The 26,226-nt window shown below is 67.7% G+C and carries 24 protein-coding genes, 1 pseudogene and 1 riboswitch; of the genes and pseudogenes, 17 read left to right on the top strand and 8 right to left on the bottom strand.

From position 1 onward, the window contains the following. Positions 1–70 precede the first annotated feature (70 nt). The 3 genes from C6A86_RS18610 to holA are packed head-to-tail and all read left to right on the top strand — an operon-like array spanning position 71 to position 3,381. The gene (locus tag C6A86_RS18610; protein WP_105364465.1) at positions 71–898 is read left to right on the top strand and encodes a ComEA family DNA-binding protein; all 828 of its coding nucleotides are present in this window, start codon (positions 71–73) and stop codon (positions 896–898) included. Continuing rightward, positions 895–2,409: a ComEC/Rec2 family competence protein gene (locus C6A86_RS18605; RefSeq protein ID WP_105364464.1), complete on the top strand. Its 1,515-nt coding sequence runs from the start codon at positions 895–897 to the stop codon at positions 2,407–2,409. The genes C6A86_RS18610 and C6A86_RS18605 overlap by 4 nt, the downstream gene beginning before the upstream one ends. Before the next feature lie 30 nt (positions 2,410–2,439). Further along, a complete protein-coding gene (gene holA / locus C6A86_RS18600) occupies positions 2,440–3,381 on the top strand; it encodes a DNA polymerase III subunit delta (protein ID WP_199196286.1) in 942 nt (313 codons plus the stop codon). A 64-nt stretch (positions 3,382–3,445) separates the two neighbouring features. Here the strand turns inward: holA and rpsT are convergent, their stop codons facing one another. Continuing rightward, entirely contained in the window at positions 3,446–3,706 is a 261-nt protein-coding gene (rpsT, locus tag C6A86_RS18595) for a 30S ribosomal protein S20 (RefSeq protein WP_105364462.1), read from the bottom strand. A gap of 292 nt (positions 3,707–3,998) precedes the next feature. On the opposite strand from rpsT, the gene C6A86_RS18590 reads away from it, so the two are divergent. The 3 genes from C6A86_RS18590 to C6A86_RS18580 are packed head-to-tail and all read left to right on the top strand — an operon-like array spanning position 3,999 to position 7,428. Beyond that, a complete protein-coding gene (locus C6A86_RS18590; protein WP_105364481.1) occupies positions 3,999–5,612 on the top strand; it encodes a circularly permuted type 2 ATP-grasp protein in 1,614 nt (537 codons plus the stop codon). After that, positions 5,612–6,589, top strand: a complete 978-nt coding sequence (locus C6A86_RS18585) for an alpha-E domain-containing protein (RefSeq protein ID WP_105364461.1) — start codon at positions 5,612–5,614, stop codon at positions 6,587–6,589. The genes C6A86_RS18590 and C6A86_RS18585 overlap by 1 nt, the downstream gene beginning before the upstream one ends. Beyond that, entirely contained in the window at positions 6,589–7,428 is an 840-nt protein-coding gene (locus C6A86_RS18580) for a transglutaminase family protein (RefSeq protein ID WP_105364460.1), read from the top strand. Before C6A86_RS18585 ends, C6A86_RS18580 begins: the two co-directional genes overlap by 1 nt. A 50-nt stretch (positions 7,429–7,478) precedes the next feature. On the opposite strand, the gene C6A86_RS18575 is transcribed toward C6A86_RS18580, so the two are convergent. Then, positions 7,479–8,336, bottom strand: a complete 858-nt coding sequence (locus tag C6A86_RS18575) for a ribonuclease Z (RefSeq protein WP_105364459.1) — start codon at positions 8,334–8,336, stop codon at positions 7,479–7,481. A 110-nt stretch (positions 8,337–8,446) separates the two neighbouring features. Here C6A86_RS18575 and C6A86_RS18570 point away from each other — a divergent pair, with 110 nt between their 5' ends. The 6 genes from C6A86_RS18570 (at position 8,447) to C6A86_RS18545 (ending at position 13,475) form a co-directional block, all read left to right on the top strand. Next, positions 8,447–8,875 (top strand): CBS domain-containing protein, encoded by a 429-nt coding sequence (locus C6A86_RS18570; RefSeq protein ID WP_105364480.1) that lies wholly within the window; start codon positions 8,447–8,449, stop codon positions 8,873–8,875. 9 nt (positions 8,876–8,884) lie between these two features. After that, the gene (locus C6A86_RS18565; RefSeq protein ID WP_311100821.1) at positions 8,885–9,502 is read left to right on the top strand and encodes a GNAT family N-acetyltransferase; all 618 of its coding nucleotides are present in this window, start codon (positions 8,885–8,887) and stop codon (positions 9,500–9,502) included. A gap of 2 nt (positions 9,503–9,504) precedes the next feature. Further along, positions 9,505–9,622, top strand: a riboswitch (cobalamin riboswitch). A gap of 43 nt (positions 9,623–9,665) precedes the next feature. Beyond that, entirely contained in the window at positions 9,666–10,691 is a 1,026-nt protein-coding gene (locus C6A86_RS18560) for an ABC transporter substrate-binding protein (RefSeq protein ID WP_105364457.1), read from the top strand. Continuing rightward, the gene (locus C6A86_RS18555; RefSeq protein WP_105364456.1) at positions 10,688–11,701 is read left to right on the top strand and encodes an ABC transporter substrate-binding protein; all 1,014 of its coding nucleotides are present in this window, start codon (positions 10,688–10,690) and stop codon (positions 11,699–11,701) included. The genes C6A86_RS18560 and C6A86_RS18555 overlap by 4 nt, the downstream gene beginning before the upstream one ends. Beyond that, positions 11,698–12,723, top strand: coding sequence for an iron ABC transporter permease (locus C6A86_RS18550; RefSeq protein WP_199196283.1), 1,026 nt, complete (start codon positions 11,698–11,700; stop codon positions 12,721–12,723). Before C6A86_RS18555 ends, C6A86_RS18550 begins: the two co-directional genes overlap by 4 nt. Then, positions 12,720–13,475 carry an ABC transporter ATP-binding protein gene (locus tag C6A86_RS18545; protein ID WP_105364454.1) on the top strand — a complete coding sequence of 252 codons (756 nt, stop codon included), beginning with the start codon at positions 12,720–12,722 and terminating at the stop codon, positions 13,473–13,475. Before C6A86_RS18550 ends, C6A86_RS18545 begins: the two co-directional genes overlap by 4 nt. Here the strand turns inward: C6A86_RS18545 and C6A86_RS18540 are convergent, their stop codons facing one another. The 4 genes from C6A86_RS18540 to C6A86_RS18525 are packed head-to-tail and all read right to left on the bottom strand — an operon-like array spanning position 13,476 to position 17,549. After that, positions 13,476–14,870 carry an NtaA/DmoA family FMN-dependent monooxygenase gene (locus tag C6A86_RS18540; RefSeq protein ID WP_105364479.1) on the bottom strand — a complete coding sequence of 465 codons (1,395 nt, stop codon included), beginning with the start codon at positions 14,868–14,870 and terminating at the stop codon, positions 13,476–13,478. It lies immediately after the preceding gene. A 35-nt stretch (positions 14,871–14,905) separates the two neighbouring features. After that, entirely contained in the window at positions 14,906–15,832 is a 927-nt protein-coding gene (locus C6A86_RS18535; RefSeq protein ID WP_105364453.1) for a MetQ/NlpA family ABC transporter substrate-binding protein, read from the bottom strand. 35 nt (positions 15,833–15,867) lie between these two features. Beyond that, on the bottom strand, positions 15,868–16,551 hold the full coding sequence (locus tag C6A86_RS18530) for a methionine ABC transporter permease (RefSeq protein ID WP_105364452.1): 684 nt from the start codon (positions 16,549–16,551) through the stop codon (positions 15,868–15,870). After that, complete coding sequence (locus C6A86_RS18525) at positions 16,548–17,549, bottom strand: methionine ABC transporter ATP-binding protein (RefSeq protein ID WP_105364451.1); 1,002 nt, start codon at positions 17,547–17,549, stop codon at positions 16,548–16,550. Before C6A86_RS18525 ends, C6A86_RS18530 begins: the two co-directional genes overlap by 4 nt. A gap of 309 nt (positions 17,550–17,858) precedes the next feature. On the opposite strand from C6A86_RS18525, the gene C6A86_RS18520 reads away from it, so the two are divergent. Next, positions 17,859–18,950: an LLM class flavin-dependent oxidoreductase gene (locus tag C6A86_RS18520; RefSeq protein WP_105364478.1), complete on the top strand. Its 1,092-nt coding sequence runs from the start codon at positions 17,859–17,861 to the stop codon at positions 18,948–18,950. 1 nt (position 18,951) lies between these two features. Here the strand turns inward: C6A86_RS18520 and C6A86_RS18515 are convergent, their stop codons facing one another. Further along, the gene (locus C6A86_RS18515; protein WP_105364450.1) at positions 18,952–19,533 is read right to left on the bottom strand and encodes a type II toxin-antitoxin system PemK/MazF family toxin; all 582 of its coding nucleotides are present in this window, start codon (positions 19,531–19,533) and stop codon (positions 18,952–18,954) included. 34 nt (positions 19,534–19,567) lie between these two features. Here C6A86_RS18515 and lepA point away from each other — a divergent pair. The 4 genes and pseudogenes from lepA to C6A86_RS18495 all read left to right on the top strand — a co-directional run bounded on the left by lepA (position 19,568) and on the right by C6A86_RS18495 (position 24,217). Then, positions 19,568–21,477 (top strand): annotated as a pseudogene (gene lepA, locus C6A86_RS18510) (translation elongation factor 4). A gap of 31 nt (positions 21,478–21,508) precedes the next feature. Continuing rightward, positions 21,509–22,231, top strand: coding sequence for a sensor domain-containing protein (locus tag C6A86_RS18505; RefSeq protein ID WP_233213094.1), 723 nt, complete (start codon positions 21,509–21,511; stop codon positions 22,229–22,231). Then, positions 22,231–22,767: a bifunctional 2-polyprenyl-6-hydroxyphenol methylase/3-demethylubiquinol 3-O-methyltransferase UbiG gene (locus C6A86_RS18500; RefSeq protein WP_105364448.1), complete on the top strand. Its 537-nt coding sequence runs from the start codon at positions 22,231–22,233 to the stop codon at positions 22,765–22,767. Before C6A86_RS18505 ends, C6A86_RS18500 begins: the two co-directional genes overlap by 1 nt. A gap of 55 nt (positions 22,768–22,822) precedes the next feature. After that, entirely contained in the window at positions 22,823–24,217 is a 1,395-nt protein-coding gene (locus C6A86_RS18495; protein WP_311100820.1) for a DUF222 domain-containing protein, read from the top strand. Positions 24,218–24,227: 10 nt separating this feature from the next. On the opposite strand, the gene C6A86_RS18490 is transcribed toward C6A86_RS18495, so the two are convergent. Continuing rightward, positions 24,228–26,216, bottom strand: coding sequence for a glycoside hydrolase family 15 protein (locus C6A86_RS18490; protein ID WP_199196043.1), 1,989 nt, complete (start codon positions 26,214–26,216; stop codon positions 24,228–24,230). Positions 26,217–26,226 lie beyond the last annotated feature (10 nt).

Genomic DNA, 26,226 nt, shown 5'->3' with positions numbered 1-26,226 from the left:
CATCCACAACCTGAGGTGTCACGACCCGCGACGACGCCGGTAGGTCGGTCCGCGTGCCTACCGTCGGCTCATGGACACCGAATCGCCCGCGCAGCGTCTGACGCGTCGCATCGGGACCGATCGTGACGCGGTAACCGAAGCGCCAGAAGAGGAATCGGACACCGTACTGGCCCGGTGGCTGCCCGATGGGGACAGTCACTCCGCACGGGATTGGCTCGGTACGCTGCGGGCAGATCCGGGCCGTGCCGGTGTGATCGCGCTGCTCGGCGTCGGGATCATCGCCGTGCTGGTCACGGTGTTCACCGTGTTGCGTGATTCACCTGCGCCGGTCTCCTCGGCCAATCTTCCTGCGGTGCAGATGGTTTCCGGATCTCCCACCGCGCAGGCCGGCGCCGCGCCAGGCCCGGCGGAGCCGCCGGATGGACCGGTGGTGGTCAGCGTCGTCGGCCTGGTCAACACGCCCGGGCTGGTGACGCTGACGGCGGGGGACCGGATAGCCGACGCACTGGAGGCCGCCGGCGGCGCGGTGGACGGCGCGGATCTGGTCGGGCTGAATCTGGCCCGCCGCGTCGCGGACGGCGAACAGATCATCGTCGGGTTGGCGGCACCACCTGGATCACCGTCACCGATGGGCAGCTCGGTGAGTTCGGCGGCTCCACCCGCACAGGCGTCCCCTGCGGCGCCGAACGCAACCGCCGCGCCCGGGGCCCGGGTCAACCTGAACACCGCGACCGCGGAGGACCTCGACGCCTTGCCCGGCGTCGGGCCGGTGACCGCCGCGGCGATCATCGCGTGGCGGGAGGCCAACGGACGATTCACCAGCGTCGACCAGCTCAGCGAGGTGGACGGTATCGGCCCGGCCCGCCTGGACAAGCTCCGTGGCCTGGTCGATGTGTGAACACCGACGAGCGCCACATCGATATCCGGCTGGTCCCGGGCGCGGTGACCTGTTGGACGGTGACCGCCGCCGGGATCCTCTGGTCACCCGCGGTCATCGTGGCGATCGTGGTCGGTGCCGTCGCGGGGACGGCGATGGCGGGGCGGTGGTGCGCGCGGCGCGGGATCGCGCTGGGGGCCGCCGGGGTGGCCGCGGTCGCGGTCATCGGCACCGCCTTCGGTCTGTCGATCGCCCTGCGTGCCCACGATGCGCGGCATCATCCGATTGCTGCGCGGCACGGCCACACCGCGACCGTCGGTGTGGTCCCCACGGAGTCGCCGCGATCACTGGGGCAGGGCCGCATCATGTTCCGGGGCGGGCTGCTGGAACTGGACGGCAACCCGCTGACCGGCATGGTGCTGGTCTTCGCGCCGGTGACGGATTTTGCCGAACTGACCGTCGGCCGCCCGGCCACCTTCCGGGCACGCATCGGGCGTCCGCTGCGGCCAGATCTCAGCGTCGCCGTGCTCACCGCGATCGGCGAGCCGACGCTCGGAGCTATCCCTACGGTGCGCCGCCTGTCCGGGCACATCCGCTCGGAGTTCGCCGACACCGCGCGCCGGGTGCTGCCCGCCGAACAGTCCGCGATGCTGCCCGCCTTGGTGCTCGGCGACATGTCCGCGGTCCCTGCGACGACGGCCGATGACTTCAAGATCGCGGGCCTGACCCATCTGACGGCGGTTTCGGGAGCCAACGTCACCATCGTGTGCGGCACCGCCCTGCTCGTCGCCGCGTTGGTAGGACCCCGGATGGCGGCCCTGCTGGCGTTGGCGGTGCTGATCGGTTTCGTCGTCGTGGTCGAACCGTCGGCGAGCGTGCTGCGCGCGGCCGTCATGGGCGGGATCGCCCTGCTCGCGGTGCTCACCCATCGCCGTCGGCAGGCGATCCCGGTGCTCTCGGCGAGCGTCGTCGCGCTGATGGCGGTGGCGCCACAGCTGGCCGTCGATGCGGGGTTTGCGCTGTCGGTGGTGGCGACGGCCGCCCTGGTCGTGATCGCCCCGACCTGGTCGGCCCGCCTGGTCGAGCGCGGCTGGCCCACACCGCTGGCCGCCGCGGTGAGCATCGCGCTGGCCGCTCAGCTGGTCACCGCCCCGCTGATTGCCGGGATCTCGGGCCGGTTCAGCGTGCTCGCGGTCCTGGCCAATCTGCTGGTCGCCGTCGTCATCCCGCCGATCACGGTGATCGGCACCGTCGCGGCGGCGCTGTCGGCCTTCTCGCCGGAGGCAGCGGGCATCCTGATCCGCTTCACCGGGCCCGAGCTGTGGTGGCTGCTGTCGGTGGCGGACCGGATCGCGGCGGTGCCGGGGGCCTCGGTCACCGTTCCGTCCGGCTTCGTCGGTATGGCGTTGGTCACCGCGGTGAGCATCACGCTGATTCTGAGCCTGCGGCGGCGGTGGGGCCGGATGTTGTGTGCCACCGCGGCCTGCTGCCTACTGGCCTGGACCCTCTCCGGGGTTGTCGGCGCGGCGTGAAACGATCCTTGGGTGACAGACACCGCGGAACTGCACCTCGTCCTCGGCGACGAGGAACTGCTCATCGAGCGTGCGGTGGCCGGCGTGCTGAAGACCGCCCGCAAGAAAGCGGGCACGGTCGACGTCCCAGTGGACCGGTTGCGCGCCGGTGAGGTCAGCACCAGTGAGCTCGCCGAACTGCTGAGCCCGTCGCTGTTCGCCGATGAACGGGTCGTGGTGCTGGAATCCGCCGGTGAGGCGGGCAAGGAGGCGGCAGCCCTGATCGTCAGCTCGGCGGCCGACCTGCCGCCGGGTACCCAGCTGGTCGTGGTGCACTCCGGCGGAGGTCGCGCCAAGGCGATGGCCGACCAACTCAAAAAACTTGGTGCTCAGGTGCATCCGTGCGCGAAGATCGCCAAACCCGCCGACCGTGCCGACTTCGTGCGCCGTGAGTTCCGGACGTTGAAGGTGAAGGTCGACGATGACACCGTCACGGCGATCCTCGATGCGGTCGGTTCGGACATCCGTGAATTGGCGGCGGTGTGCTCACAGTTGGTTGCCGACACCGACGGCACCGTCGATGCCGCAGCGGTGCGCCAGTACCACCAGGGCAAGGCCGAGGTGAAGGGCTTCGACATCGCCGACAAAGCGGTCCTGGGTGACGTGCCCGGAGCGGCGGAGGCGCTGCGGTGGGCGATGCTCAGCGGGGAACCCCATGTGGTGCTCGCCGATGCGCTGGCCGAGGCGGTGCACACCATCGCCCGGGTGGGCCCGCTGCGGGGTGACCCGTACCAGTTGGCCGGGGAACTGGGCATGCCGCCGTGGCGGGTGCAGAAGGCGCAGAAGCAGTCGCGGCGTTGGTCGCCCGACCGGGTGGCCGAAGCACTGCGGGTGGTCGCGTCGTTGAACGCCGACGTCAAGGGCGCGGCGGCCGATGCGGATTACGCGCTGGAGGCTGCGGTGCGCAAGGTCGCCGAACTCGCTACCGACTGAGCCCGGACACGCAAAAACCCGCGCGTGACAGTGGATCGTCGACGCGCGGGTGTGCGGACAGAAATCAGAGCTGGTTGACGGCCAGCGACAGCGCGGACTTCTTGTTGGCGGCCTGGTTCTTGTGGATGACGCCCGCGCTGGCAGCCTTGTCCAGCTTGCGGTTGGTCACGACCAGCAGTTCGCCTGCTTTGTCCTTCTCACCGGCGTCGATGGCCTCGCGCAGCCCGCGCACAGCCGTACGCAGCGACGACTTCACCGACTGGTTGCGCAGTCGACGACGCTCGTTGGTCTTGATGCGCTTTTCCTGCGACTTGATGTTGGCCACGCGTGTAGTTCCTTCGTAAAACGTCGGTTGGGATACGTCTTGGACGCCCGGCCGTGCAATCGCGGCTGGGCAGCGGTTGTTCAGGTTACCAGCGAGGGCGCCAAACCCCCAAAGCGGAGCGACTGGCCTGCCGAAATGACGGACTTACGGCAGCATGGCAGTGGTGAGCCTACGAACCCTGCCGAACGAAACTGCCCGTACGTCGCGCTCGGGTTCCCGCGCGGTCAAACGCCAGGCCGGCATTTTCGACGGCTACGAGAATCTGGGCAGGTACTCGGCGGCCTTCGACGAGATGTTCGACGCCGAAGGCAACGTCCGCGGGCCCTACAAGGGGATCTTCGCTGAACTTTCGCCGTCGGACGCCTCCGAGCTGGCCGCCCGCTCCGAAGCCCTCGGCCGCGCCTTCATCGACCAGGGCATCACCTTCTCGTTGTCCGGTCAGGAACGCCCGTTCCCGCTCGACCTGGTGCCCCGCGTCATCTCCGCGGCCGAGTGGTCACGCCTGGAGAAGGGCATCGCGCAGCGCGTCAAAGCGCTCGAGCTCTACCTCGACGACATCTATGGGGAACAGGAGATCCTGCGCGACGGGGTGATCCCGCGCCGGCTCATCACCTCCTGCGAGCACTTCCACCGCGAGGCGGTCGGCATCGTGCCCCCCAACGGCGTGCGCATCCACGTCGCGGGCATCGACCTGGTCCGCGACGCGCAGGGCACGTTCCGGGTCCTGGAGGACAACCTGCGTTCGCCGTCGGGGGTGTCCTACGTGATGGAGAACCGCCGCACCATGGCGCGGGTGTTCCCGAACCTGTTCGCCTCCCACCGGGTTCGGGCGGTGGGTGACTACTCCTCGCACCTGTTGCGCGCGCTGCGCAAGGCGGCGGCCACCAACGAGGCCGATCCGACCGTCGTCGTGCTGACCCCCGGCGTCTACAACTCCGCCTACTTCGAGCATTCGCTGCTGGCCCGCCAGATGGGTGTCGAACTGGTGGAGGGCCGAGACCTGTTCTGCCGCGACAACACCGTCTACATGCGCACCACCGAGGGGGAGCGTCAGGTCGACGTCATCTACCGCCGCATCGACGACGAGTATTTGGATCCGATGCAGTTCCGGCCGGATTCGGTCCTCGGGGTGGCCGGGGTTCTCAACGCCGCCCGCGCGGGCAACGTGGTGATCTCCAGCGCGGTCGGAAACGGCGTCGGCGATGACAAGCTGGTGTACACCTACGTGCCGACCATCATCGAGTACTACCTGGGCGAAAAGCCGTTGCTGGCCAACGTCGACACCTTCCGTTGCTGGCTGGATGAGGAGTGCGAAGAGGTGCTCGACCGGGTCGACGAATTGGTGATCAAACCCGTGGAGGGCTCTGGCGGCTACGGCATCGTGTTCGGTCCGGATGCCAATGAAAAGGAACTCGCGACGATCAGCAAGAAGATTCGCGCCGACCCGCGGGGCTGGATCGCACAGCCGGTCGTGCAGCTCTCGACGGTGCCGACCCAGATCGGCGACCACCTGGCGCCGCGGCATGTGGACCTTCGCCCGTTCGCGGTCAACGATGGCGACGAGGTCTGGGTGCTCCCCGGCGGCTTGACCCGGGTCGCGCTTCCGGAGGGCTCGCTGGTGGTGAACTCCAGCCAGGGCGGTGGATCCAAGGACACCTGGGTGCTGGCATCGCGGACGTCGGCAGCAGATCGTGAGCTGGCCGCCGCCGAGGTGGTGCGTTCGTTGCCCGACGCTCCGAAGCCCGGCAAACCGTCGGTCGCTGAGAAGGCTGCCCGCAACGGCAAACCCGGCCGAGAGGCCAAGAGCGAACAAACCCAACAGCAGCAGACCCAGGGGGCCCGTGGCTCAAGTCAACAGGACCAACAACAACAGCAGCAGCAGCAGCAGCAGGCGGTGGTCGACTGATGTTGGCCCGTAACGCGGAATCGCTGTACTGGATCGGCCGCTACGTCGAGCGCGCCGACGACACCGCTCGCATCCTCGATGTCGTGGTGCATCAACTGCTGGAAGACTCCAGCGTCGATCCCGATCAGACCTCACGGGTGCTGCTGCAGGTGCTCGATATCGAACCCCCGGAACAGCAGCTGGACGTCTGGTCGCTGACCGATCTGGTGGCCTTCGGCAAGGACACCAAGGGCGGCTGTTCGATCGTCGAGTCCATCACCGCGGCACGCGAAAATGCCCGAGGCGCACGCGAGGTCACGTCCACCGAGATGTGGGAGTGCCTCAACACCACCTACAACGCCCTGGCCGAGCGGGAACGCGCGGCACGACGCCTCGGCCCGCACGAGTTTCTGGCCTACGTGGAGGGCCGGGCTGCGATGTTCGCGGGCCTGGCCGATTCGACGCTGTCGCGCGATGACGGTTACCGCTTCATGGTGCTGGGACGGGCCATCGAACGCGTCGACATGACGGTGCGCATGCTGTTGTCGCGGGTCGGTGACAGCGGTTCATCGCCGGCCTGGGTCACGGTGCTGCGTTCGGCGGGCGCCCACGACACCTACCTGCGCACCTACCGTGGTGTCCTCGACGCCAGCAGGGTCGTCGAGTTCATGTTGCTGGACCGGCTTTTCCCGCGATCGATCTACTACTCGCTGCGATTGGCCGAGCACAGTCTCGACGAACTGCTGCACCGCAGGCACAGTCGGGTCGGATCGACCGCCGAGGCGCAGCGGTTGCTCGGCCGGGCCCGAAGTGAGCTGGAGTTCCTGCCGCCCGGCGCACTGCTGGAGTCACTGGAAGATCAATTGGCGGCCCTGCAGCAGACGTGTGTCGACGTCGGAGACGCCCTGGCGCTGCAGTACTTTCACTCGGCGCCCTGGGTGGCGTGGACCGACGCCGGACGCGCGGGTGGCACCGTCATCGAAGAGGGGGAGATCTGATGTGGCGCATGCGAGTGGTCCACGCAACGGGCTATGCGTACAAGTCGCCGGTCACCGCGTCGTTCAACGAGGCGCGGCTGACGCCGCGGTCGGATTCGCGCCAGAACGTGATCCTCAACCGGGTGGAGACCACTCCGGCCACCAGGCAGTACCGGTACGTGGACTACTGGGGCACCGCCGTCACGACCTTCGACCTGCATGCGCCGCACACCGAGTTGGAGGTCACCGCATCCTCGGTGGTCGAGACCGAGAAGCCGGACGCCCCACAGTCAACGGTGACCTGGGCGGACCTGGAGACCGCGGCGGTGATCGACCGTTTCGACGAGCTGCTCACTCCGACGGTCTACACACCGGCCAGCAAGCGCATCGAACGAGTGGGCCGGCGCATCGCCAAGTACCACGAACCCCAGCAGGCGGTCATCGAGGCGGCGCGCTGGGTGCATGGCGAACTCAAGTACGTATCCGGCACCACCGGTGTGCACTCGTCCGGCCTGGACGCGCTTCGTGAAGGCAAGGGTGTCTGCCAGGACTATGCCCACCTGACGCTGATCCTGTTGCGCGGCATGGGAATTCCAGCCCGTTACGTCTCGGGATACCTGCACCCCAAGCGCACCGCGAAGGTGGGCGACACCATCGAAGGACAGAGCCATGCCTGGATCCAGGCGTGGACGGGTGACTGGTGGCACTACGACCCCACCAACGACAAGGCCATCAACGAGCAGTACATCAGCGTCGGCGTCGGCCGCGACTACGCCGATGTGACACCGCTGAAGGGCATCTACTCCGGGGAGGGGTCCACGGACCTCGATGTGGTCGTGGAGATCACCCGGCTGGCCTGACGCGGTTTGAGGAGTTTTTGTCGGAATGAGTCCGACAAAAACTCCACAAATCACTGGGGTTTGGTGCAGACGCCGGGATGTACCTGCACCCGGTGCAGGTCGTCGCCGAGTTCGATCTGGCGGTCGAACACCGTGGCCGCCAGGGCGCGCCAGTCGTCGTACTGGCCTCGGGCGGGGCTCGGCACGTAGTGGGTGAGGATCAGGATGCCCACTCCGGCGCGTGCGGCGGTGTCGGCGGCCTGCTCGACCGACGAGTGGTAGTCGCAGATGTCGCGGATTCGCTGCAGCGGCATGGCGTCGATGAGATCGTGACGGATCGCGGTGTGCACCAACGCCCCTGCGCCCGAGGCGAGCTCGTCCAGGGTGTCGCACGGCACGGTGTCACCGGCCAGCACCACCGACGCGCCGTCGTGTTCGATGCGGAAGCCGATGGTCGGTGCGACCGGACGATGGTCGGTCGGCGCCGCCTGAATCCGCACACCGTCGACGTCCCACACCACACCTTCGGTGTACTCGTGCACCTCGATGGCCGGTGGTTCGGTGAGGTCGGCGTGATGGGCGATGCGGTAGCCGATGTCGTGGGCGAATGCCGCCAGCGTGGCGGACACCACGTCCGCGGTCCCCGGTGGGCCGATGATCTGGAACGGTGCGGGGTCTGGGGTGAACGTGGAGATCCAGCGGGTGATGATCACATCGCCCAGATCGGCGATGTGATCGCTGTGCAGGTGCGTCAGCAGCAGTGCCGTCAGCAGGTTGGCCGCGGATCCGGCGGCGGCCAGTCGCTGCTGGACCCCGCGACCGCAGTCGACGAGAAAGGTCTGACCACCCGCGCGGATCAGCGTGGACGGGCCGGCCCGATCGGGGTCGGGGATGGGGCTGCCCGTGCCCAGGAGCGTCACTTCGATCATGGCTCACATATACGCGTCCATCGGCGTGGGTTCGACTCAATCGGCCAAACGGATGCGGATCCGACGTAGCCTGGACTGTGTTCGAGGTCACATTCTGGCGGGAGGTTGCCATGCGCATCGCCGACGTACTGAAGGCCAAGGGTGCCGCCGTCGCGACGATCACCCCGGAGACCCCGGTGTCCGTGCTGCTCACCGGCCTCGTCGACCGCAATATCGGTGCGATGGTGGTCGTCGGCCCGGACGGGCCGGTGGGCATCGTGTCCGAACGCGATGTGGTGCGCAGACTGCATGACCTCGGTGCGGACCTACTGAGCAGGCCGGTCAGCGAGATCATGACCAAACATCTGCTGTTCTGTTCGCCCGAGGATTCGGTGGACAGCCTCAGCGCTGCGATGACCCACAACCGGGTCCGCCATATCCCGGTTCTGGTGGACGGCCGGCTGGCCGGCATCGTGAGCATCGGTGACGTGGTCAAGACCCGCATGCAGGAGTTGGAGTCCACCAGGGAGCAGTTGCAGGCGTACATCACGCAGGGCTGAATGGACGGCGTGAACAACTCCGACGACGTCGCGGTGCGGTCCGCGGCGCGAGCCGATATCCCGGCGCTGTCGCACGCGCTGGGCCGCGCGTTCTTCGATGATCCGGTGATGACCTGGCTGTTGCCCGACGCGCAGGCCCGGCGGCGCAAGCTGCACAAGCTGTTCGCGGGACTGACCCGCCATCACCACCTGGCCCACGGTGGTGTCGAGGTCGCGTCGGTGGGGACGAACATCGGCGCCGCGGCACTGTGGGATCCGCCGGGCAAGTGGCAGCACACCACCGTCGAGGAGTTGCGTGCCGCGCCGAGCATGCTGCTTGCCTTCGGCACCGCGGTGCGTCGCGGCATGCGGATCACCGAACTCATGAAACACGAGCATCCCGAAGAGCCGCACTGGTATCTGGGGGTCATCGGCAGCGACCCGCAGGTGCGCGGAGCCGGGCTCGGGCACGCCTTGATGCGGTCCCGGCTGGACCGTTGCGACGCCGAATTCGCACCGGCGTATCTGGAGTCGAGCAATCCCGACAACATCGGTTACTACCAGCGGTTCGGTTTCGAGGTGACCGGGGAGATCGAGCTGCCCGACGGAGGTCCCGTCATGTATCCGATGTGGCGGAATCCACGATGAGGTGCAGGCGGTAGAGTGCGGGTGCTGACCTGCAGGGAAATCCGGTGAGAACCCGGAGCTGACGCGCAACGGTATGAGGCCTGACCTCTGAGCCCGAATGCCTGCGGTCGTTGAACCGTCGACGGCTCCGCGCCTGGGCCCTGCACCGAAGGAAGTCACCGCCGTGCGTGCACTCATCACGCTTGTATCCCTGCTGCTCCTCGTGACCGCGTGTAGCCGAACCGAGACGCCGGCGCCTGCACCGTCGCAGGCCGACCACCCCGACGCCACCAGTTACCCTCTGACACTGCAGAACTGCGGCGTGGAGGTCACCTTCGAACACGCGCCGCAGCGGGCGGTGTCGCTGTATCAGGCCTCCACCGAGATCCTGCTCTCCCTCGGGCTGGCCGACCGCATGGTGGGCACGTCGACCTGGTTCGACCCGGTGCTCCCCGAACTGGCGGCCGACAACGACCGGGTACCCCGCCTCGCGGACAACGACCCGAGCCTGGAAGCCGTACTCGATCTGGAACCCGACATCATCACCTCGGCGAGCGCGCACACCTTCACCCCGGCGGTCGTCGGTGAACGTGAACGCCTGGCCGAACTGGGGATCCCCACCTACCAGTCGCCGTCGGTGTGCACCGACGCGGTGGTGGACGGGGAGACGGTGACCCGCACCGCGCCGCTGGAAATGGACACCCTGTTTCGTGAGATCACCGAACTGGCGCAGATTTTCGATGTACAGGACCGCGGTGCACAGCTGGTGCGTGATCTGCGGCAGCGGCTGGGCGATGCGCCGGGGATCCCGCAGCAGGGTGCCACCGTCGCGTTCTGGTTTTCCGGGTTGCGCACGCCGTATCTGGCCGGATGCTGTTCGGCTCCGGGCCTCTACGCCCGGGAGGTCGGTGCCACCAACGTGTTCGCCGATGCCAGGGAGGACTGGCCCGAGATCAGCTGGGAGGCGCTTGCCGATCGCGACCCCGACGTGCTGGTACTTGCGGATCTGAGTCGCAAGCGCATCGACGGTGACGCGCTGGACACCAAAATCACGTTCCTGGAGTCCAATCCGGTGACCCGCAACATGACGGCGGTCCGGGAGAAACGCTATGTCGTGCTGACCGGCTCGGAGCTCGATCCGGGCATCCGGCAGGTCGACGCCGTCGAAAAGCTCGCCGCGGGTTTCGCGACCGTCGGGCAGCCCGGATGATCGGCCACCGGATCCTCGTCGCGGCTTCGTTGATGGTGCTGACCGCGTGCGGTCAGCCCGACGCTCCCGTCGAACAGGGCGCCGCGGCAGCGGGTTTCCCGATCACGGTGCAGAACTGCGGCCGTGACGTGGTGATCGACACGCCTCCGCAGCGGGCGGTGTCGCTGAACCAGGGCTCCACCGAGATCCTGCTGTCGCTGGGCCTGGCCGACCGCATGGTCGGCTCCGCGACGTGGACGGATCCAGTGCGGGAGAACCTCGCCGAGGACAACGCCAAGGTCCCACAGCTGGCGGTCAACAAACCCTCCCTGGAGACCGTGCTGGACGCCGAGCCGGACTTCGTGTCCGCCTCGTTCGCCGGGACGCTGGGACCGGGTGGTGTCGCCGACCGCGATCAGTTCGACTCGCTGGGTGTACCCACCTACCTTGCGCCCAGCGACTGTGTGGGCAAGGTGTCGGTCAACGCCGACGGTGCCCGCACCGAGCCGTTCACGATGGACGCGATCTACGGCGAGATCCGGGATCTGGCGCGGATATTCGATGTCCCCGAGCGTGGTGAGGAACTGATCGCGGGTCTGGAGCAGCGGATGCGCGACAGCAGGCTGCGCGCCGATGCCGACCTGGCGTACTGGTTCTCCGATATCCGGGCCCCGTACTTCGGCGGCTGCTGCGGCTCACCGGGGGTGATCACCGACACCGTCGGCGCGCGCAACATCTTCCTGGACACCACCGAGGAGTGGCCGCAGGTGAGCTGGGAGGTGATCGCCGACCGAGACCCGGATGTGCTGGTGCTCGCCGACCTCAGCCGGCGCACCATCGACGGCGACGCGCTGGCCGCCAAGATCGCGTTCCTGGAATCGAATCCGGTCACCGCGCGGTTGACCGCCGTCCGGGAGAAGCGCTATGTCGTGGTCAACGGCGCTGACCTGAATCCCTCGATCCGGACCGTCGACGGCACCGAGAAGGTGGCAGACGGCCTGCGCCGACTCGGATTCGCCGCCGGCCGTTGACCGTGCGTACGCGTTCGCTGCCAGTCCTGTGGGTGCTCGGACTGGCCTTGCTGGTCGTCTCGGCGGCGGTGGCCATCACGATCGGTCCGGCGGCACTGTCGGTGCGCGACGTGTACGGGATCGTCGCCGAGCATCTGGGTGCCGGACCGTCGGGCGCCACCCGGATCCAGGACGGCATCGTCTGGCAGCTGCGGCTGCCCAGGGTGCTGCTGGCCGCGGTGTGCGGTGCGGGCCTGGCGCTGTGCGGGGCGATCCTGCAGTCCTTGCTGCGCAACCCACTCGCCGATCCGTTCGTGCTGGGGGTCTCCTCGGGCGCGTCGACCGGGGCGGTGCTGATCGCGGTGCTCGGCGTGGGTGCCGGCACGCTGACCCTGTCCGGTGGCGCGTTCGTCGGGGCGGTGCTGTCCTTTGGGGTGGTGCTGCTGCTGGCGCACGCCGCGGGCGGCGGTACCGATCGGGTGGTGCTCGCCGGAGTGGCAGCCACCCAACTGTTTTCGGCGCTCACATCGTTCATCGTGCTGTCCTCGGCGGATGCCGAGCAGACCCGCGGGGTGCTGTTCTGGCTCCTCGGCTCGCTGGCCGGGGTGTCCTGGAACGATGTCGCGGTGTGCAGCGTCGTCGTCGGCGCCGGCCTGGTGTGCTGCCTGGCCTACGCACGCGCCCTGGACGCCTTCGCCTTCGGCGACGATGCCGCCGCCACGCTCGGCGTGTCGGTGCGGCAGGCGCGGATCGTGCTGCTGGTCATGACCGCACTGATCACCGCGTCACTGGTCAGCGCGGCGGGCGCCATCGGCTTCGTCGGCCTGGTGCTGCCGCACGCGGCGCGATTCGTGGTCGGGCCGGCGCACCTGCGGCTGCTGCCGACGGTCGCCATCTTCGGCGCGGTGTTCATGGTGTGGGTCGACACGCTGGCCCGCACCGTGTTCGCGCCGCAGGAACTGCCCACCGGCGTGGTGACGGCGCTGCTGGGTGTCCCGGCGTTCGCGCTGATCCTGTTGCGCCGCCGGGGGATACCGTCATGACCCTGCATGCGGACCAGGTCAGCTGGACGCGGTCGGGCCGGCTCGTGCTCGACGGTGTCACGGTGGAACCGGCGCCCGGGGCCACGGTCGGCCTGCTGGGGCCGAACGGCTCCGGTAAGTCTTCGCTGCTGAGACTGCTGGCCGGGGTGGACCGGCCGAGTCGCGGCACGGTGCACCTCGACGACGAGCCGGTGGCCCGGATGCCTCGGCGCGCACTGGCCCGCCGGGTGGCGATGGTCGCCCAGCACGCCGAGACCGAACTGCACGTCACGGTGCGCGATGTGGTGCGGCTGGGCCGCATTCCGTACACCGGGATGATCGGCGCGGACCCGGACGGCGCGCGGGTGGTCGACGCCGCGCTGGCCGCCACCGGGCTCGCCGGCATGACCGACCGCTACTGGCACATGCTCTCGGGCGGGGAACGCCAGCGGGTCCAGATCGCCAGAGCCTTGGCCCAGGATCCCGATCATCTGCTCCTGGATGAGCCGACCAACCACCTCGACATCGCCCACCAGCTGGAGATCTTGGCACTGGTGCGGCAATTGAACGTCACCACGGTGGTGGCGCTACACGACCTGAACCTGGCTGCGATGTTCTGCGACCACGTCGTGGTGCTCTCCGCCGGCCGGGTCGTGGCCACCGGCGCCCCCGTTCAGGTGCTCACCGAGCCTCTCATCGCCGCCGTCTACGGCGTGCGGTGCCGCGTCAGCATCGAGGACGGCCTGCCGCACGTGCGGTTCGCGCGGGGTTGATCAGGCGCTGGTGCTGAGACTCTGTCGCTGGTGCGGGGCGGGCTCCGGTACCTGATCGGCCAGCGAGTTGTCGGTGAACGCGCCGCGGTACCTGGCCGCCGGATGACTGGCCGGCAGCCGGTCACCGCGCCCGAGCAGCTTCTGGCGCAGCGTGCCCGACTTGTCGGTGCCGATCAGCCCACGCTCGCGCAGGGTCGGGAACAATCGGTCTGCCACCTCGCGGAACGACTGGGGCACGGTGGCGTGGTAGACGTTGATGCCGTCGACACCGGCCTCCCGCCACTCTTCCAGGCGATCCGCGATCTCCTCGGGCGTGCCGACCACGCGGTTGGCGCCCTCGAGCACCCAGGCCATATCGCGGATGGTGGGTTCCTCGTTGCCGGATACCTCGGCGGCCCAGCGCTTGAAGCTCTGGATGCCGGTGAACTCGCCGAGTTCACTGATCGGGGTGTCCAGCGGCAGACCACCGGCGTCGATACCGGCATCGCCGAGCGCGTGCAGGGCGATGCCCTCCAGATCGAGATAGCGCTTGAGTTCGTCGTTGCGACGGATCGCGTCGGCATGGCTGTCACCGATGACGAACGACAGGCCCTGCGCGAAGGTGATGTCCTGCGGGTCGCGGCCGTGTTCGGCGGCCAGCGCCCGGGTTTCGGTGGTCAGCGTGTAGGCGTCGGCCGGCGTGGGGCTCCCGATATAGACGCCTTCGGCGTTTCGGGCGGAGAACAGCTGGCCCGCCGGTGACGAGCCGGCCTGGAAGAGTACCGGCGTGCGCTGCGGGGACGGGGAGGTGAAATGCGGCCCCTCGACGCTGTAGCGCTGCCCGACATGGTTGATCTTGTGGATCTTGGCCGGATCGGAGTGCACGCTGCGCTCCTTGTCCTGCACCAGCGCGTCCTCGTCCCACGAGCCCTCCCACAGCTTGTAGGCGACGTCGACGTACTCGTAGGCCCACTCGTAGCGTTCGTCGTGGGCGAGGGTGCCTTCGTGGCCGAAGCTGCGAAACATGTTGGCGTTGAAGCTGGTGACGATGTTCCAGCCGAGCCGGCCCTCGGTGTAGTGATCCAGCGAGGACATTCTTCTGGCGAAGTTGAACGGGTGGTCCTGGATGATCGAGCTGGTGAACACGATGCCCAGGTTGTCCGTCGCCGCCGCCAGCGCCGACGCCAGTACGGAGGGATCGTTGACCGGGATCTGGATCCCGCCCTCGACCGACTTGCGCCAGTTACCGTTCCACGGCGCCCGCAGACCGAACACGTCGGCGAAGAACAGCAGGTCGTAGCCGGCCCTGTCGACCTCGGCGGCCAGCGATGTCCAGTGCCGCAGCGAGTTGAACTTGTGGTTCTGCGCTTCCGGTGCCCGCCAAAGACCGTGCAGCACATGGGAGGCGGTGTTCATGACGAACGCCGAGTAGTAGAGCGGCTTCTTGGTGGTCACGATGTGGATTCCGCGCTCTCGGTGCCGGACGCGCCGATCGGTCCAAGGGTGTCGCGAATCAGCGCATTGTCGGTGGTCTCCAGGAACTCGGCGATCCTCGGATCTTCGAAGGTGGCGATCAGCTTCTGTACGTTCGGGTCGTCGAGATGCTTGTTGCTGACCACCAGGCCGCCCTCACTGCCCTCCGGCGCGGGGTGACGGTCCAGGATCTGATCCTCGCGAAGGCCGGCCGCGTACACGTCGGAGATGTGCACGACGACGGCGTCGACATCGGGCAGGCTGCGGGCCAACTGCCCGATCGGCACCTGGACGAACTCGTAGTTCTTCGGGTTCGTGGCGACATCATCGAGCTGGGGCAGCCCCGCGACGGTGTCCTTGCCCGGCTTCAGCGTGATCTGGCCGACCTCGGCCAGGTCGAGCAGTGCGATGGCCTGACCCGCCGGATCGTCGCGCAGCGCGACCTTCGCCCCGCGGGGCAGCTCATCCCAGCTGTTGTACTTGTCGGAGTAGGTGGCCTGATCCCAGGTGAATGTCGGTGCGGCCAAGGTGAGTTCGAAACCGTTGGCGGCGATGGCGTCGTTGAGGAAGGGCTGGTGTTCGAAGAAGTTCCCGGCCACGGTGCCCGCGTCGACGGCCCGGTTGATCTCGATGAGGTTGTCGATCTGGACCGGCTTGATGGTGATGCCGTGCTCGGGGGCGATATTCTCGGCGATGTAGGCCAGCAGGTTCTCCGCGGCGATATCGGTGCTCCAGGTTGCCACCTCGAGCTCGGTGCCGAACGGCTTGTCGCGGTGGGAGAGCTGACCGTAGGCCACTCCGCCGGCGATCGCGACCACCGCCACCACCGCGCCCGCGACCCAGGGCCAACGCGTGCGTTTCTTGATCTCGATCTCCAGGCCGGGAGTGCTGCTCTGATCTGCCACAGTCGTTCCTTCTGCTTGTATGGGGTGTATGGGGTTCAGCGGGTGAGCGCTTTGACGGCACGATCGCCGGTGAACTGCACCAGCTGAATGGTGAGGATCAGCGCGATCACCGTGGCGATCATGATGTTGTCGTCGAAGCGGTTGTAGCCGTAGGTGATTGCCAGGTGCCCGACACCACCGGCACCGATGGATCCGGCGATGGCCGAGTATTCGATCATGGCGATGGTGTTGACCGTCAGTGCCCCGGCAAGCGCAGGCAGCGCCTCGGACAGCTGTACCGAGCGGATGACCTGGACGTGAGATCCGCCCGACACCAGACCCATATCGGTGACATCGGAGCGGACCTCGCGCAGCGCGTTCTGGACGAGGCGGGCGAAGAACGGCACGCCCGCAACCGTCATCGGAACGATGGCCGCCGCGACACCGATGGTGGTGCCGACGATGAATCGCGTGACCGGGATGATGGCTGCCATCAGGATGAGAAAGGGCAGCGACCGGCCGACGTTGACGATCGTGTTCAGCACGTTGAACACCCGTGGGTCCGGAAACAGCCCGAGGGTCGAGGTGTTGTGCAGCACGATGCCGACCGGGGTGCCGATCAGCACGACAAGCGCCATCGTGATGCCCACCATCAGCCAGGTCTGGCCGTAGGCGGGCAGCAGTAGATCGGGAACCCTGGACCACGGTGTGCTGAAGTCCTCCTGGGCCAGATAGTTCACGCCGCTTCCTCGTCGGAGGTGGTGCTCACAGGCCGCACGTGCAGGCCGCGGTCACGCAGCTGCCGCTCGAAACCGGCTGGGGTGGTGGGGGACAGGGCCAGCACGGCGCGTCCTACGGCGACCCCTCGAATGGCCTCGACACTGGCGCTGAGCACGCTGACCCGGGTACTCGCCAGGCCCGGCATCGTTTGGATGGAGGTCAGCCAGTCCAGCGGGACATCGCGGGACGCGTAGGACACTTCCCAGACGTCACCGGCTCCGCTCAGCGGCACGCTGGGCCGGTCGGGCAGCAGCTCGTGGGCCAGCGGCGACGCCGGATCCAGGATGATGTCCTCCACCGAACCGCTTTCGATGATGCGACCCTCATCGATCCGCGCCACCGAGTCGGCGACCTCCCGGACCACTTCCATCTCGTGGGTGATCAGGATGATCGACAGACCGAACTCGTCGCGAAGATGACTGAGCAGGTTGAGGATCGACTTCGTGGTGGCCGGGTCCAGACCCGACGTCGCCTCGTCGGACAGCAGATTCGACGGCCCCAGCGCCAGGGCGCGGGCAATGCCGACACGCTGCTTCTGCCCGCCGGAGAGCTGAGCGGGAAAGAACTCGCGGCGATCGCTCAAGCCCACCCGGTCCAGCAGCTCTGTGACCCGCGTGTCGACCGAGCCGTCGGTGGCGTGCAGGTATTGCAGGGGCAGCGCGATGTTCTGCGCCACGGTGCGGCGCCGCAGCAGCGGCGCGGTCTGGAAGATCACCCCGACACTGCGCCGTGCGTTCACCAACTCGTCGGCGTCGAGGCGGGAAAAGTCCTTCCCGTCGACCCGGACGGTGCCGTTGGTGGGACGCTCCAGGAAACTGACACACCGCGACAACGTGCTCTTGCCGGCGCCACTGGGCCCGACCACGGCCAGGATTTCTCCGCTCTCGACGGACAGGGAGATGTCGTCGAGGACGGTGCGGTCACCGAACCGTTTGGTCAGGTTTTCGATCTCGATCACGGGAATGCTCTCTTGGTCGAACGGCTTTCGGTCGCGCGGCGTCGCGCTCCGTTGTGTGGCAACACATATGGGTTGATCGCAGGTGGATCCGTCTTGCGGTGTGGTCGGGTTGTGGGGTTCGCCTGCGGACCACGGTCGAGGGACGTATCGAAGCTACGCATGCCGGCGGATCGGCGAAAGAGTAGTGATCGGGCTGATCCGAAGTGGCTCTGATCTGCTCAAAGTGTGTGCACGCGAGTATCTTTGTAACGTGTCATCTGAAAATCGTCATCCGAGGTTCGGCGTGTGGCAGCAGGCGAGGGCCGCATCATGAAGTTCCATTGGTACCTGCCGACCCATGGCGACACCACCACCATCGCGGACAATCGGGGTAGCGCCTCGGAGCGGGTGCAGTCGCATCTGCAGCCGACGCTGGAGAACCTGACCGCGTTGGTGCGCAGCGCCGAGGATCTGGGCTTCGAGGCGGCGCTGACCCCGACCGGCTCGCACTGCGAGGATTCCTGGCTGGCCACCGCCGCACTGGCGCAACACAGCCGCCGGCTCAAGTTCCTGGTGGCGTTCCGCCCTGGAGTGCTGTCGCCGACGCTGGCCTCCCAGCAGGTCAGTACCTATCAGCGATTCACCGGAAATCGGTTGGCGCTCAACATCGTCACCGGCGGTGACGATCTGGAGATGCGCCGCTACGGCGACGGCATCGACAAGGCCGCCCGGTACCGGCGCACCGCAGAGTTCCTCACGGTGGTGCGCGGCGCCTGGAGCAATCCGGAGTTCACCTTTCACGGCGAGTTCTACGACGTCGAGGCGGCCAGGATGGCGTACCCGGTGGACGCCCTGCCGACCATTTACTTCGGCGGTTCCTCACCGGAGGCCATCGAGGTGGCCGCCGAGCACGCCGACGTCTATCTCACCTGGGGTGAGCCGCCGGCGCAGGTCGCCGAGAAGATCGAGCGGGTGCGCGACGCCGCCGCACGACGCGGACGGGAGCTGAGGTTCGGTCTGCGATTGCACACGGTGGCGCGTCCCACCGAGGACCAGGCCTGGCGGCGTGCCGACGAGCTGATCGCCGGGCTGTCCGCCGATGAGGTGCGTCGCGCCCACGAGCGCTACCTGGCCAGCGGATCGGAAGGTCAGCGCCGGATGGCGGCGCTGACCACCGGCGAACTGGTCGGTGCCCGCCGTCTCGAAGTCCATTCCGGGCTGTGGGCCGGGCCGAGTCTGCTGCGCGATGGCGCAGGCACCGCGGCGATCGGGAGCTATCGGCAAGTGGCCGACGTGTTCGCCGAATACGCCCGCCTCGGCATCAGTGAGTTCGTGTTGTCGGGCTACCCGCAGGCCGACGAGATCCGCCACGTCGGCGAGGGGGTGCTGCCGCTGGTGCGGGCGGGCATCCCGGTCGGCTGACTCAGCTCCAGGAGAACTCGGCGCGCAACCGGGTCGCGATGATCTCGAAACGATCCTTGTCGAGGATGGCGCCCTCCCGGCGGATGCCGTCCTCGGGCACGTCGAGCACCCGGTCCAGCCGCACCCAGGAGGGCCGGCCGTCGTAGTCCCAGCTGCCCGTCCCGATCCCGACCCAGCCGTCGTCACCGGCGTGGTGGTCCTGGCTGGACAGCATGAGTCCGAGCAGGGTGCGCTGATCGCGACCGACCACCAGCACCGGGCGGTCCTTGCCGCGGGTCGGATCGTCCTCGTAGACCACCCAGGTCCAGACGATCTCGCCCGGATCGGCCCGGCCGTCCAGGTCGGGGGAGTAGGAGATGCGCCGGGCCCGCTGTGCGGTGGGCACGCCGGTGCTGGTCACCGGTCGTCCACTGGTGAGGGCGACCGGTGACGGGTTGGCCTGGGCCGCCAGCGCCTCCATGCCGATCCGCAGACCCTGTTGAAGGACGCGTTCGGGGTTGGGCAGCTGGCGGATGAGCTTTGGGGCCTCGCTGAACACGAGTTTCTCCGCAAACCTCTGGAAGGCCTTCCACTGGGACGCCATAGCCGCCAAGCATAGCGAGGGCGCCGCATGCCCGATTGTGTCCAGCGGGCCCGCTGTCGATACCCTGGGACTACACGATCACGCCAGGACCAGGAGATTCCCATCAGCAGTTTCGCCGACAAGACGTTCACCGCGCCGGCGCAGATACGGAACTTCTGCATCATCGCTCATATCGACCACGGCAAGTCGACGCTGGCCGACCGCATGCTCGGCATCACCGGGGTGGTGGCCGACCGCGATATGCGGGCCCAGTACCTGGACCGCATGGATATCGAGCGCGAACGCGGCATCACCATCAAGGCGCAGAACGTCCGGCTGCCGTGGCAGGTCAACGGCGAAGACTTCGTCCTGCACCTGATCGACACCCCCGGCCACGTCGACTTCACCTACGAGGTGTCCCGGGCCTTGGAGGCCTGTGAGGGCGCAGTGCTGCTGGTCGACGCCGCCCAGGGCATCGAGGCGCAGACGCTGGCCAACCTCTACCTGGCCCTGGACCGGGAACTGACCATCATCCCGGTGCTCAACAAGATCGACCTGCCCGCCGCCGACCCGGACCGCTACGCCGGCGAAATCGCCCACATCATCGGCTGCGAACCCAGCGACGTGCTGCGGGTCTCCGGCAAGACCGGTGTGGGCGTGCGTGAGCTGCTCGACGAGGTCGTCCGTCTGGTCCCCGCCCCGGTCGGGAAGGACGACGCACCGGCGCGGGCGATGATCTTCGACTCGGTCTACGACATCTACCGCGGTGTGGTGACCTACGTCCGGGTGGTGGACGGCAAGCTTCATCCCCGCGAGAAGATCAAGATGATGTCCACCGGGGCGACCCACGAGCTGCTCGAGGTCGGCATCGTCTCCCCAGATCCGAAGGCCTCCGACGGGCTCGGCGTCGGCGAGGTCGGCTACCTCATCACCGGTGTGAAGGACGTCCGGCAGTCCAAGGTCGGCGACACCGTGACCTCGGCGCGGCACGGTGCCACCGAAGCGCTTGTCGGTTACCGCGAGCCGCGGCCGATGGTCTACTCGGGCCTGTACCCGGTGGACGGCTCGGACTATCCCGTGCTCCGCGAGGCCCTGGACAAGCTGCAGCTCAACGACGCGGCGCTGACCTACGAACCGGAGACCTCGGTGGCGCTCGGGTTCGGTTTCCGCTGCGGCTTCCTCGGTCTGCTGCACATGGAGATCACCCGGGAGCGCCTGGAGCGGGAGTTCAACCTCGATCTGATCTCCACCGCGCCCAACGTCGTCTACCGCGTGGTCAAGGAAGACAACACGGAGATGATCGTCACCAACCCGTCGGACTGGCCCGAGGGCAAGGTGCGGGCGGTCTACGAGCCGGTGGTGAAGACGACGGTCATCGCGCCCAGCGAGTTCATCGGCACCATCATGGAGCTGTGCCAGGCTCGCCGCGGCGAACTGGGCGGGATGGACTATCTGTCCCCGGAGCGCGTCGAACTGCGCTACACGATGCCGCTCGGCGAGATCATCTTCGATTTCTTCGACTCGCTGAAATCGCGCACCCGCGGTTACGCCAGCCTCGACTACGAGGAGGCCGGTGAGCAGGAGGCCGACCTGGTGAAGGTCGACATCCTGCTGCAGGGCGAGGCCGTCGATGCGTTCAGCGCCATCGTGCACAAGGACGGCGCGGCGGCCTACGGAAACAAGATGACCACCAAGCTCAAGGAGCTCATCCCGCGCCAGCAGTTCGAGGTGCCCATCCAGGCGGCCATCGGATCGAGAATCATTGCCCGCGAAAATATCCGGGCCATCCGTAAGGACGTGCTGTCCAAGTGCTACGGCGGTGACATCACCCGTAAGCGCAAGCTGCTGGAGAAGCAGAAAGAGGGCAAGAAGCGGATGAAGACGATCGGCCGGGTCGAGGTACCCCAGGAGGCGTTCGTCGCCGCGCTGTCGACCGATGCGGCAGGCGACAAAGCCAAGAAGTGACTCCGGGCCCGTCATCGGTCACAATGACGCGGTGAACAGTGCCGCAGGATTGCCGCGCGCGCGGTATGCCCGTCATGCCCTCATCGCCGTGTCGGTCGGATGCGCGCTGCTGACCGGGTGTTCGGCCACCGTCACCGGTCAGGCCGTCCGGGACCAGAACGCGGCGCCCGTCGACGCGCCGCCGTTGAAGGAAAGCCAGCTCGACGACGTCCTGCTGTCCATCGGCGACATCAACGACATCATGGGCTCGGACAGCATGGAGGTCACCGGTGAGCTCGACCAGATGGTCGACCACTCCAGCGATGTGTCCGAACCGGATTGCCTCGGTTCGATCTTCGGCGCCGAACAGCCGGTCTACGGGGACAGCGGGTACACCGCGGTCCGCGACCAGGTGTCGCGCGAACCCGACGAGGACAACGCGCACTGGGTGGAACAGACCGCGGTGCTCTACCCGTCGGCGGACAAGGCGCAGCGCTTCTTCGACGATGCGCAGTCCAGCTGGGACGCCTGCGCGGGGACGTCGATCGCCATCGACGACGGGATGGACAGCTACACCTGGCAGATCGAGGACCTGACGGCGACCGACACGGTGCTGACCCAGGTCACCACCCAGGATGACGCCGACGGCTGGGAATGCCAGCACGCGCTCTCCGCGGTCACCAATGTGATCGTCGAGGCCTGGGCCTGCAGCTACGGCGCGGGCGACGAGGCAGCCCAGATCGCGGCAAAGATGGTCGAGAACGCCGTCGAGTAGTGGGCGACGCCGACCGCACCCGCTGGGACGCGGCGTACGCCGCGCGGGCCGTCGCGTTGACACCCGCGCTGCCCCCGGTGTTCATCGGATACGAGGACCTGTTCCCGCGCCGCGGCACCGCACTGGAAATCGCCTGTGGCGCAGGCGGTGCCGCGGTGTGGCTGGCGCAACGCGGTCTGAACGTACACGCCGTCGATGTCTCGGGGATCGCCATCGGACAGGCTCGGGTGCTGGCCGAACAACACGGCGTCACAGTACGTTTCGACACTGTCGCTCTCGATGGCGGGCTACCACCCGGTGACCCGGCCGATCTGGTGTTGTGTCACAAGTTCCGCGCCCCCGACCTCTACGCGGATCTGTCCGCCCGGCTGAAGCCGGGCGGACTGTTGGCGATCTGTGTGCTCAGCGAGGTCGGCGCCTCGCCTGGGCGGTTCCGGGCTGCTGCCGGTGAACTGCGCTCGACGTTCGCCGGCCTTGATGAGCTGGCGGCGGGGGAGGGCGACGGGCAGGCCTGGTTGATTGCCCGTCGCCGCTGACCGCGAGCTGTCGGTACGGAAAAACGTGTCATACCGGCGTGGCATACTCGAACACATGTTCGAAGATCGGGGTGCTACTGCTCACCTCGATGCTGCGCGCGATCAGCTGCGCGCCGAGCGGATGGCCGTTGCGCTCAAGGTGATCGAGGCCGGCCGGTTCGCGCTGGCCAGGATGGCCGAACTGGGGCACGCGTTCGAGGACCTCATCGTCGATGACTGGGAACTGGCCGCCGCCGAACTGGGTGCCGAACTCGGGATCAGCCGCGGCCGGGCCTGCACCCTGATCACCCAGGGCCGCGACCTGCTCACCCGGCTGCCGGCGTTCACCGACATCTTGGCCACCGGCACCGTGGACCTTCGCGTCCTGCGCGTCATCCTGCACCGCACCGCCCTGATCACCGATCCCGACGTCCTGTCGGTCCTCGACACGCAGCTGGCCGCGGCGGCACCGGCATGGAACGCGCGCTCGGATGAACGCATCACCGAACTGGTGGACTGGATGATCATCGAGGTGGACCCCGAGGCCGTACGCCGGGCACGGCAGGCGCGCCGGCAGCGTGGGATCACTGTCGAACCCGTCGGGGACGGGATGGTCGAGATCCACGGGCGCGTCGATGCCGCCAAGGGCGCGGTCTTCGACCAGCGCCTCGATGAACTGGCCCGCACCACCTGCCCCGATGACCCCCGCACCTTCGATGAGCGCCGTGCCGATGCCATCGACCTGCCGGCCCTGGGTGCGACCGCGTTGCCGTGCGAGTGCGGCAAGGACACCTGCGCGGCCGCCGGTACCGAAGCACCCGCCGGCCATATCGTCCTTCACCTGCATGGTGACCGTGACACTGTCGAGGGCCGCTCGGATCGTCCGGCCCTGCTGCCCGGGTATGGGCCGATTCCGGCCGAGCAGGTCCGCAGGATGGCCCCGCGGGCCGAGGTCCGGCCCGTGCCGGCGGCGGCCGATCTGGGAACCGAACGCGGCTACCAGCCATCGCGCACGCTCGCCGAGTTCATCGCCTGCCGTGATCTGACGTGCCGCTGGCCCGGCTGCAACGTCCCGGTTGCCCGCTGCGATATCGACCACACCACGCCGTGGCCCTACGGCCCGACCCATCCGTCCAACACGAAGCTGTATTGCCGGATCCATCACTTGATCAAGACTTTTCACTGCGGCCCGCAGGGTTGGCGCGATCAGCAACACCCGGACGGCACCATCACGATCACTGCACCCAACGGCCGGACGTACACCACTACACCCGATGGCGCCCTGTACTTCCCACAGTTCGCGGTGCGCACGGCTGAACTGGGGCCGATCACGATGCCGCCGCCGAGCCGACATCGCGAACTCGCCGCACCCAAGCGCTCCCGCACCCGGGCACAGAACCTCGCCTACCGAATAGCCCACGAACGAGCGCTCAACCGTGCGGACTACGAGGCCAACCCACCGCCCTTCTAGGTGCGAACCGTCAGGCCGGCGCGTTCGCGGGCTGGAAGACGCCGGTGCTGTCGGCCTCCTCCTCGGCGCGGATGACGTGCACCACCGCGTTGATCAGTGCCAGGTGGGTGAACGCCTGCGGGAAGTTACCCAGGTGGCGTCCGGTGCGCGGCTCGATCTCCTCGGCGTAGAGGTGCAGTGGGCTGGCGAAGGACAGCAGCCGCTCGCACAACCGCTTGGCGCGGCTGACCTCGCCGATCTCGACCAGCGCCGACACCAACCAGAACGAACAGATGGTGAAGGTGCCTTCCTCGCCAGACAGGCCGTCGTCGGTTTCCTCGGTGCGGTAGCGCAGCACCAGTCCGTCCTCGGTGAGTTCCTCGGCGATGGCCAGCACGGTGGCCCGGATGCGCGGATCGTCCGACGGCAGGAACCGGGTGAGCACCGCGAGCAGCAGCGACGCGTCGAGCGCATCGTCGCCGTAGCGCTGGGTGAGCACACCGCGGGAGTCCACACCGTGGGCCAGGATGTCGGCCTGGATCTCCTCGGCGATCGTGCTCCACTGCTGGGCGTAGCTCTTCTCGCCCTGCAGCTCGGCCAGTTTGGCTCCGCGATCCAGTGCCACCCAGCACATGATCTTGCTGGAGGTGAAGTGCTGCGGCTCGCCGCGAACCTCCCAGATGCCGCGGTCGGGTTCGCGCCAGTGCTTGATGGCCTCCTCGACCTGATTCTTCAGGATCGGCCACAACGCCTCGGGCATCTGCTCACGCGACTTGGCGTGCAGGTACACCGAATCCAGCATGGTGCCCCAGATATCGTGCTGCATCTGGTTGTACGCGCCGTTGCCGATGCGCACCGGCCGGGAGTTGTCATAGCCGGACAGGTGGTGCAGTTCCTCCTCGACCAGGCTGCGTTCCCCACCCACGCCGTACATCACCTGTAACGGGTGCCGTTCGCCGTTGGTGGCCCCGGATACGTCGGCGATGAAGGAGAAGAAGTCGTCCGCCTCGCGGTCCAGTCCGAGGGTGTACAGACCCCACAACGCGAAGGTGGAATCCCGTATCCACGAATAGCGGTAGTCCCAGTTGCGTTCTCCCTGAGGAGTTTCCGGCAACGACGTGCTGCTGGCCGCCAGCAGCGCGCCGGTCGGCGAGTACACCAGACCCTTCAGCGTCAGCGCGCTGCGTTGCAGGTACGCCCGCCACGGATGGTCGGGGAAGTCACCGATGTTGATCCACTGCCGCCACGACTCACTGGTCTTCCACATCTTGTCGGCGGCTTCTTCGAAATTCTGCGGCGCAGGGTGTTTGGACCAGCTGAGCGCCACGAACACCTTGTCACCCTCGGTGAGCCGGGTGCGCGCGCGGGCCTCGTGGCCTTCCAGGCCGATGCGCAGGTTGGTGGTCAGACGCAGCGTCGGGTTGGCCTCGGGATCCTTCCGGGCGCGGGCGATCGCCTCACCGTAGGCCGAGGAGGAGTATTCCCAGGTCGCCGGACTGCGGCCGTAGTCGAAGTTCGGCTCGCAGCTCATCACCAGCTCGACGGTGCCGCTGACGCAGCGCACGGTGCGCAGCAGGATGTGCTCGGCGTCCCAGTCGGTGGGGGTGCGGCGGTGGGTCCGCGAGCGGGTCTCGGTGTCGTGCCAGGGGCCCATTACCAGGGCGTCCCGCACGATGATCCAGCCGGTATGGGTCTGCCAGGTGGTTTCCATGATGAGGCTGCCGGGCAGGTAGCGCCGCGCCGAGGGCACCGAGACGCCGTACGGGCTCAGCTTGAAGTGACCGGCGCCACGGTCCAGGATGGCGCCGAACACACTGGGCGAATCCGGCCGCGGCACGCACAGCCACTCCACGGCCCCCGCCGAGGACACCAGGCAGGTGCTCTCGCAGTCGGACAGGAACGCGTAATCCGCGATGGGCGGGAACGGGTTTCGCAGGGCTCCGGACGGGGCGTAGGCGATGGGAGCCGATGCCGTGAACGGTGTCGGCGTCGGATCGTGCTCGGTATGTTCCAGAACCATGTCGCCCATC

Source organism: Mycobacterium sp. ITM-2016-00316 (assembly GCF_002968335.2).
Taxonomy (GTDB): Bacteria; Actinomycetota; Actinomycetes; order Mycobacteriales; family Mycobacteriaceae; genus Mycobacterium.
Note: the sequence above shows the minus strand (reverse complement) of the source record. Positions and strands in the feature narration are given on the sequence as shown.

What these genes read in the sequence shown, in the direction of transcription:
- C6A86_RS18545 (WP_105364454.1), top strand. Translation starts at nt 12,720, where the DNA reads ATGACCCTGCATGCGGACCAGGTCAGCTGGACGCGGTCGGGCCGGCTC.
- C6A86_RS18570 (WP_105364480.1), top strand. Translation starts at nt 8,447, where the DNA reads ATGCGCATCGCCGACGTACTGAAGGCCAAGGGTGCCGCCGTCGCGACG.
- C6A86_RS18575 (WP_105364459.1), bottom strand. Translation starts at nt 8,336, where the DNA reads ATGATCGAAGTGACGCTCCTGGGCACGGGCAGCCCCATCCCCGACCCC.
- C6A86_RS18590 (WP_105364481.1), top strand. Translation starts at nt 3,999, where the DNA reads ATGTTCGACGCCGAAGGCAACGTCCGCGGGCCCTACAAGGGGATCTTC.
- C6A86_RS18585 (WP_105364461.1), top strand. Translation starts at nt 5,612, where the DNA reads ATGTTGGCCCGTAACGCGGAATCGCTGTACTGGATCGGCCGCTACGTC.
- C6A86_RS18515 (WP_105364450.1), bottom strand. Translation starts at nt 19,533, where the DNA reads ATGGCGTCCCAGTGGAAGGCCTTCCAGAGGTTTGCGGAGAAACTCGTG.
- C6A86_RS18520 (WP_105364478.1), top strand. Translation starts at nt 17,859, where the DNA reads ATGAAGTTCCATTGGTACCTGCCGACCCATGGCGACACCACCACCATC.
- C6A86_RS18540 (WP_105364479.1), bottom strand. Translation starts at nt 14,870, where the DNA reads ATGAACACCGCCTCCCATGTGCTGCACGGTCTTTGGCGGGCACCGGAA.
- C6A86_RS18495 (WP_311100820.1), top strand. Translation starts at nt 22,823, where the DNA reads ATGTTCGAAGATCGGGGTGCTACTGCTCACCTCGATGCTGCGCGCGAT.
- C6A86_RS18580 (WP_105364460.1), top strand. Translation starts at nt 6,589, where the DNA reads ATGTGGCGCATGCGAGTGGTCCACGCAACGGGCTATGCGTACAAGTCG.
- C6A86_RS18490 (WP_199196043.1), bottom strand. Translation starts at nt 26,216, where the DNA reads ATGGTTCTGGAACATACCGAGCACGATCCGACGCCGACACCGTTCACG.
- C6A86_RS18610 (WP_105364465.1), top strand. Translation starts at nt 71, where the DNA reads ATGGACACCGAATCGCCCGCGCAGCGTCTGACGCGTCGCATCGGGACC.
- C6A86_RS18555 (WP_105364456.1), top strand. Translation starts at nt 10,688, where the DNA reads ATGATCGGCCACCGGATCCTCGTCGCGGCTTCGTTGATGGTGCTGACC.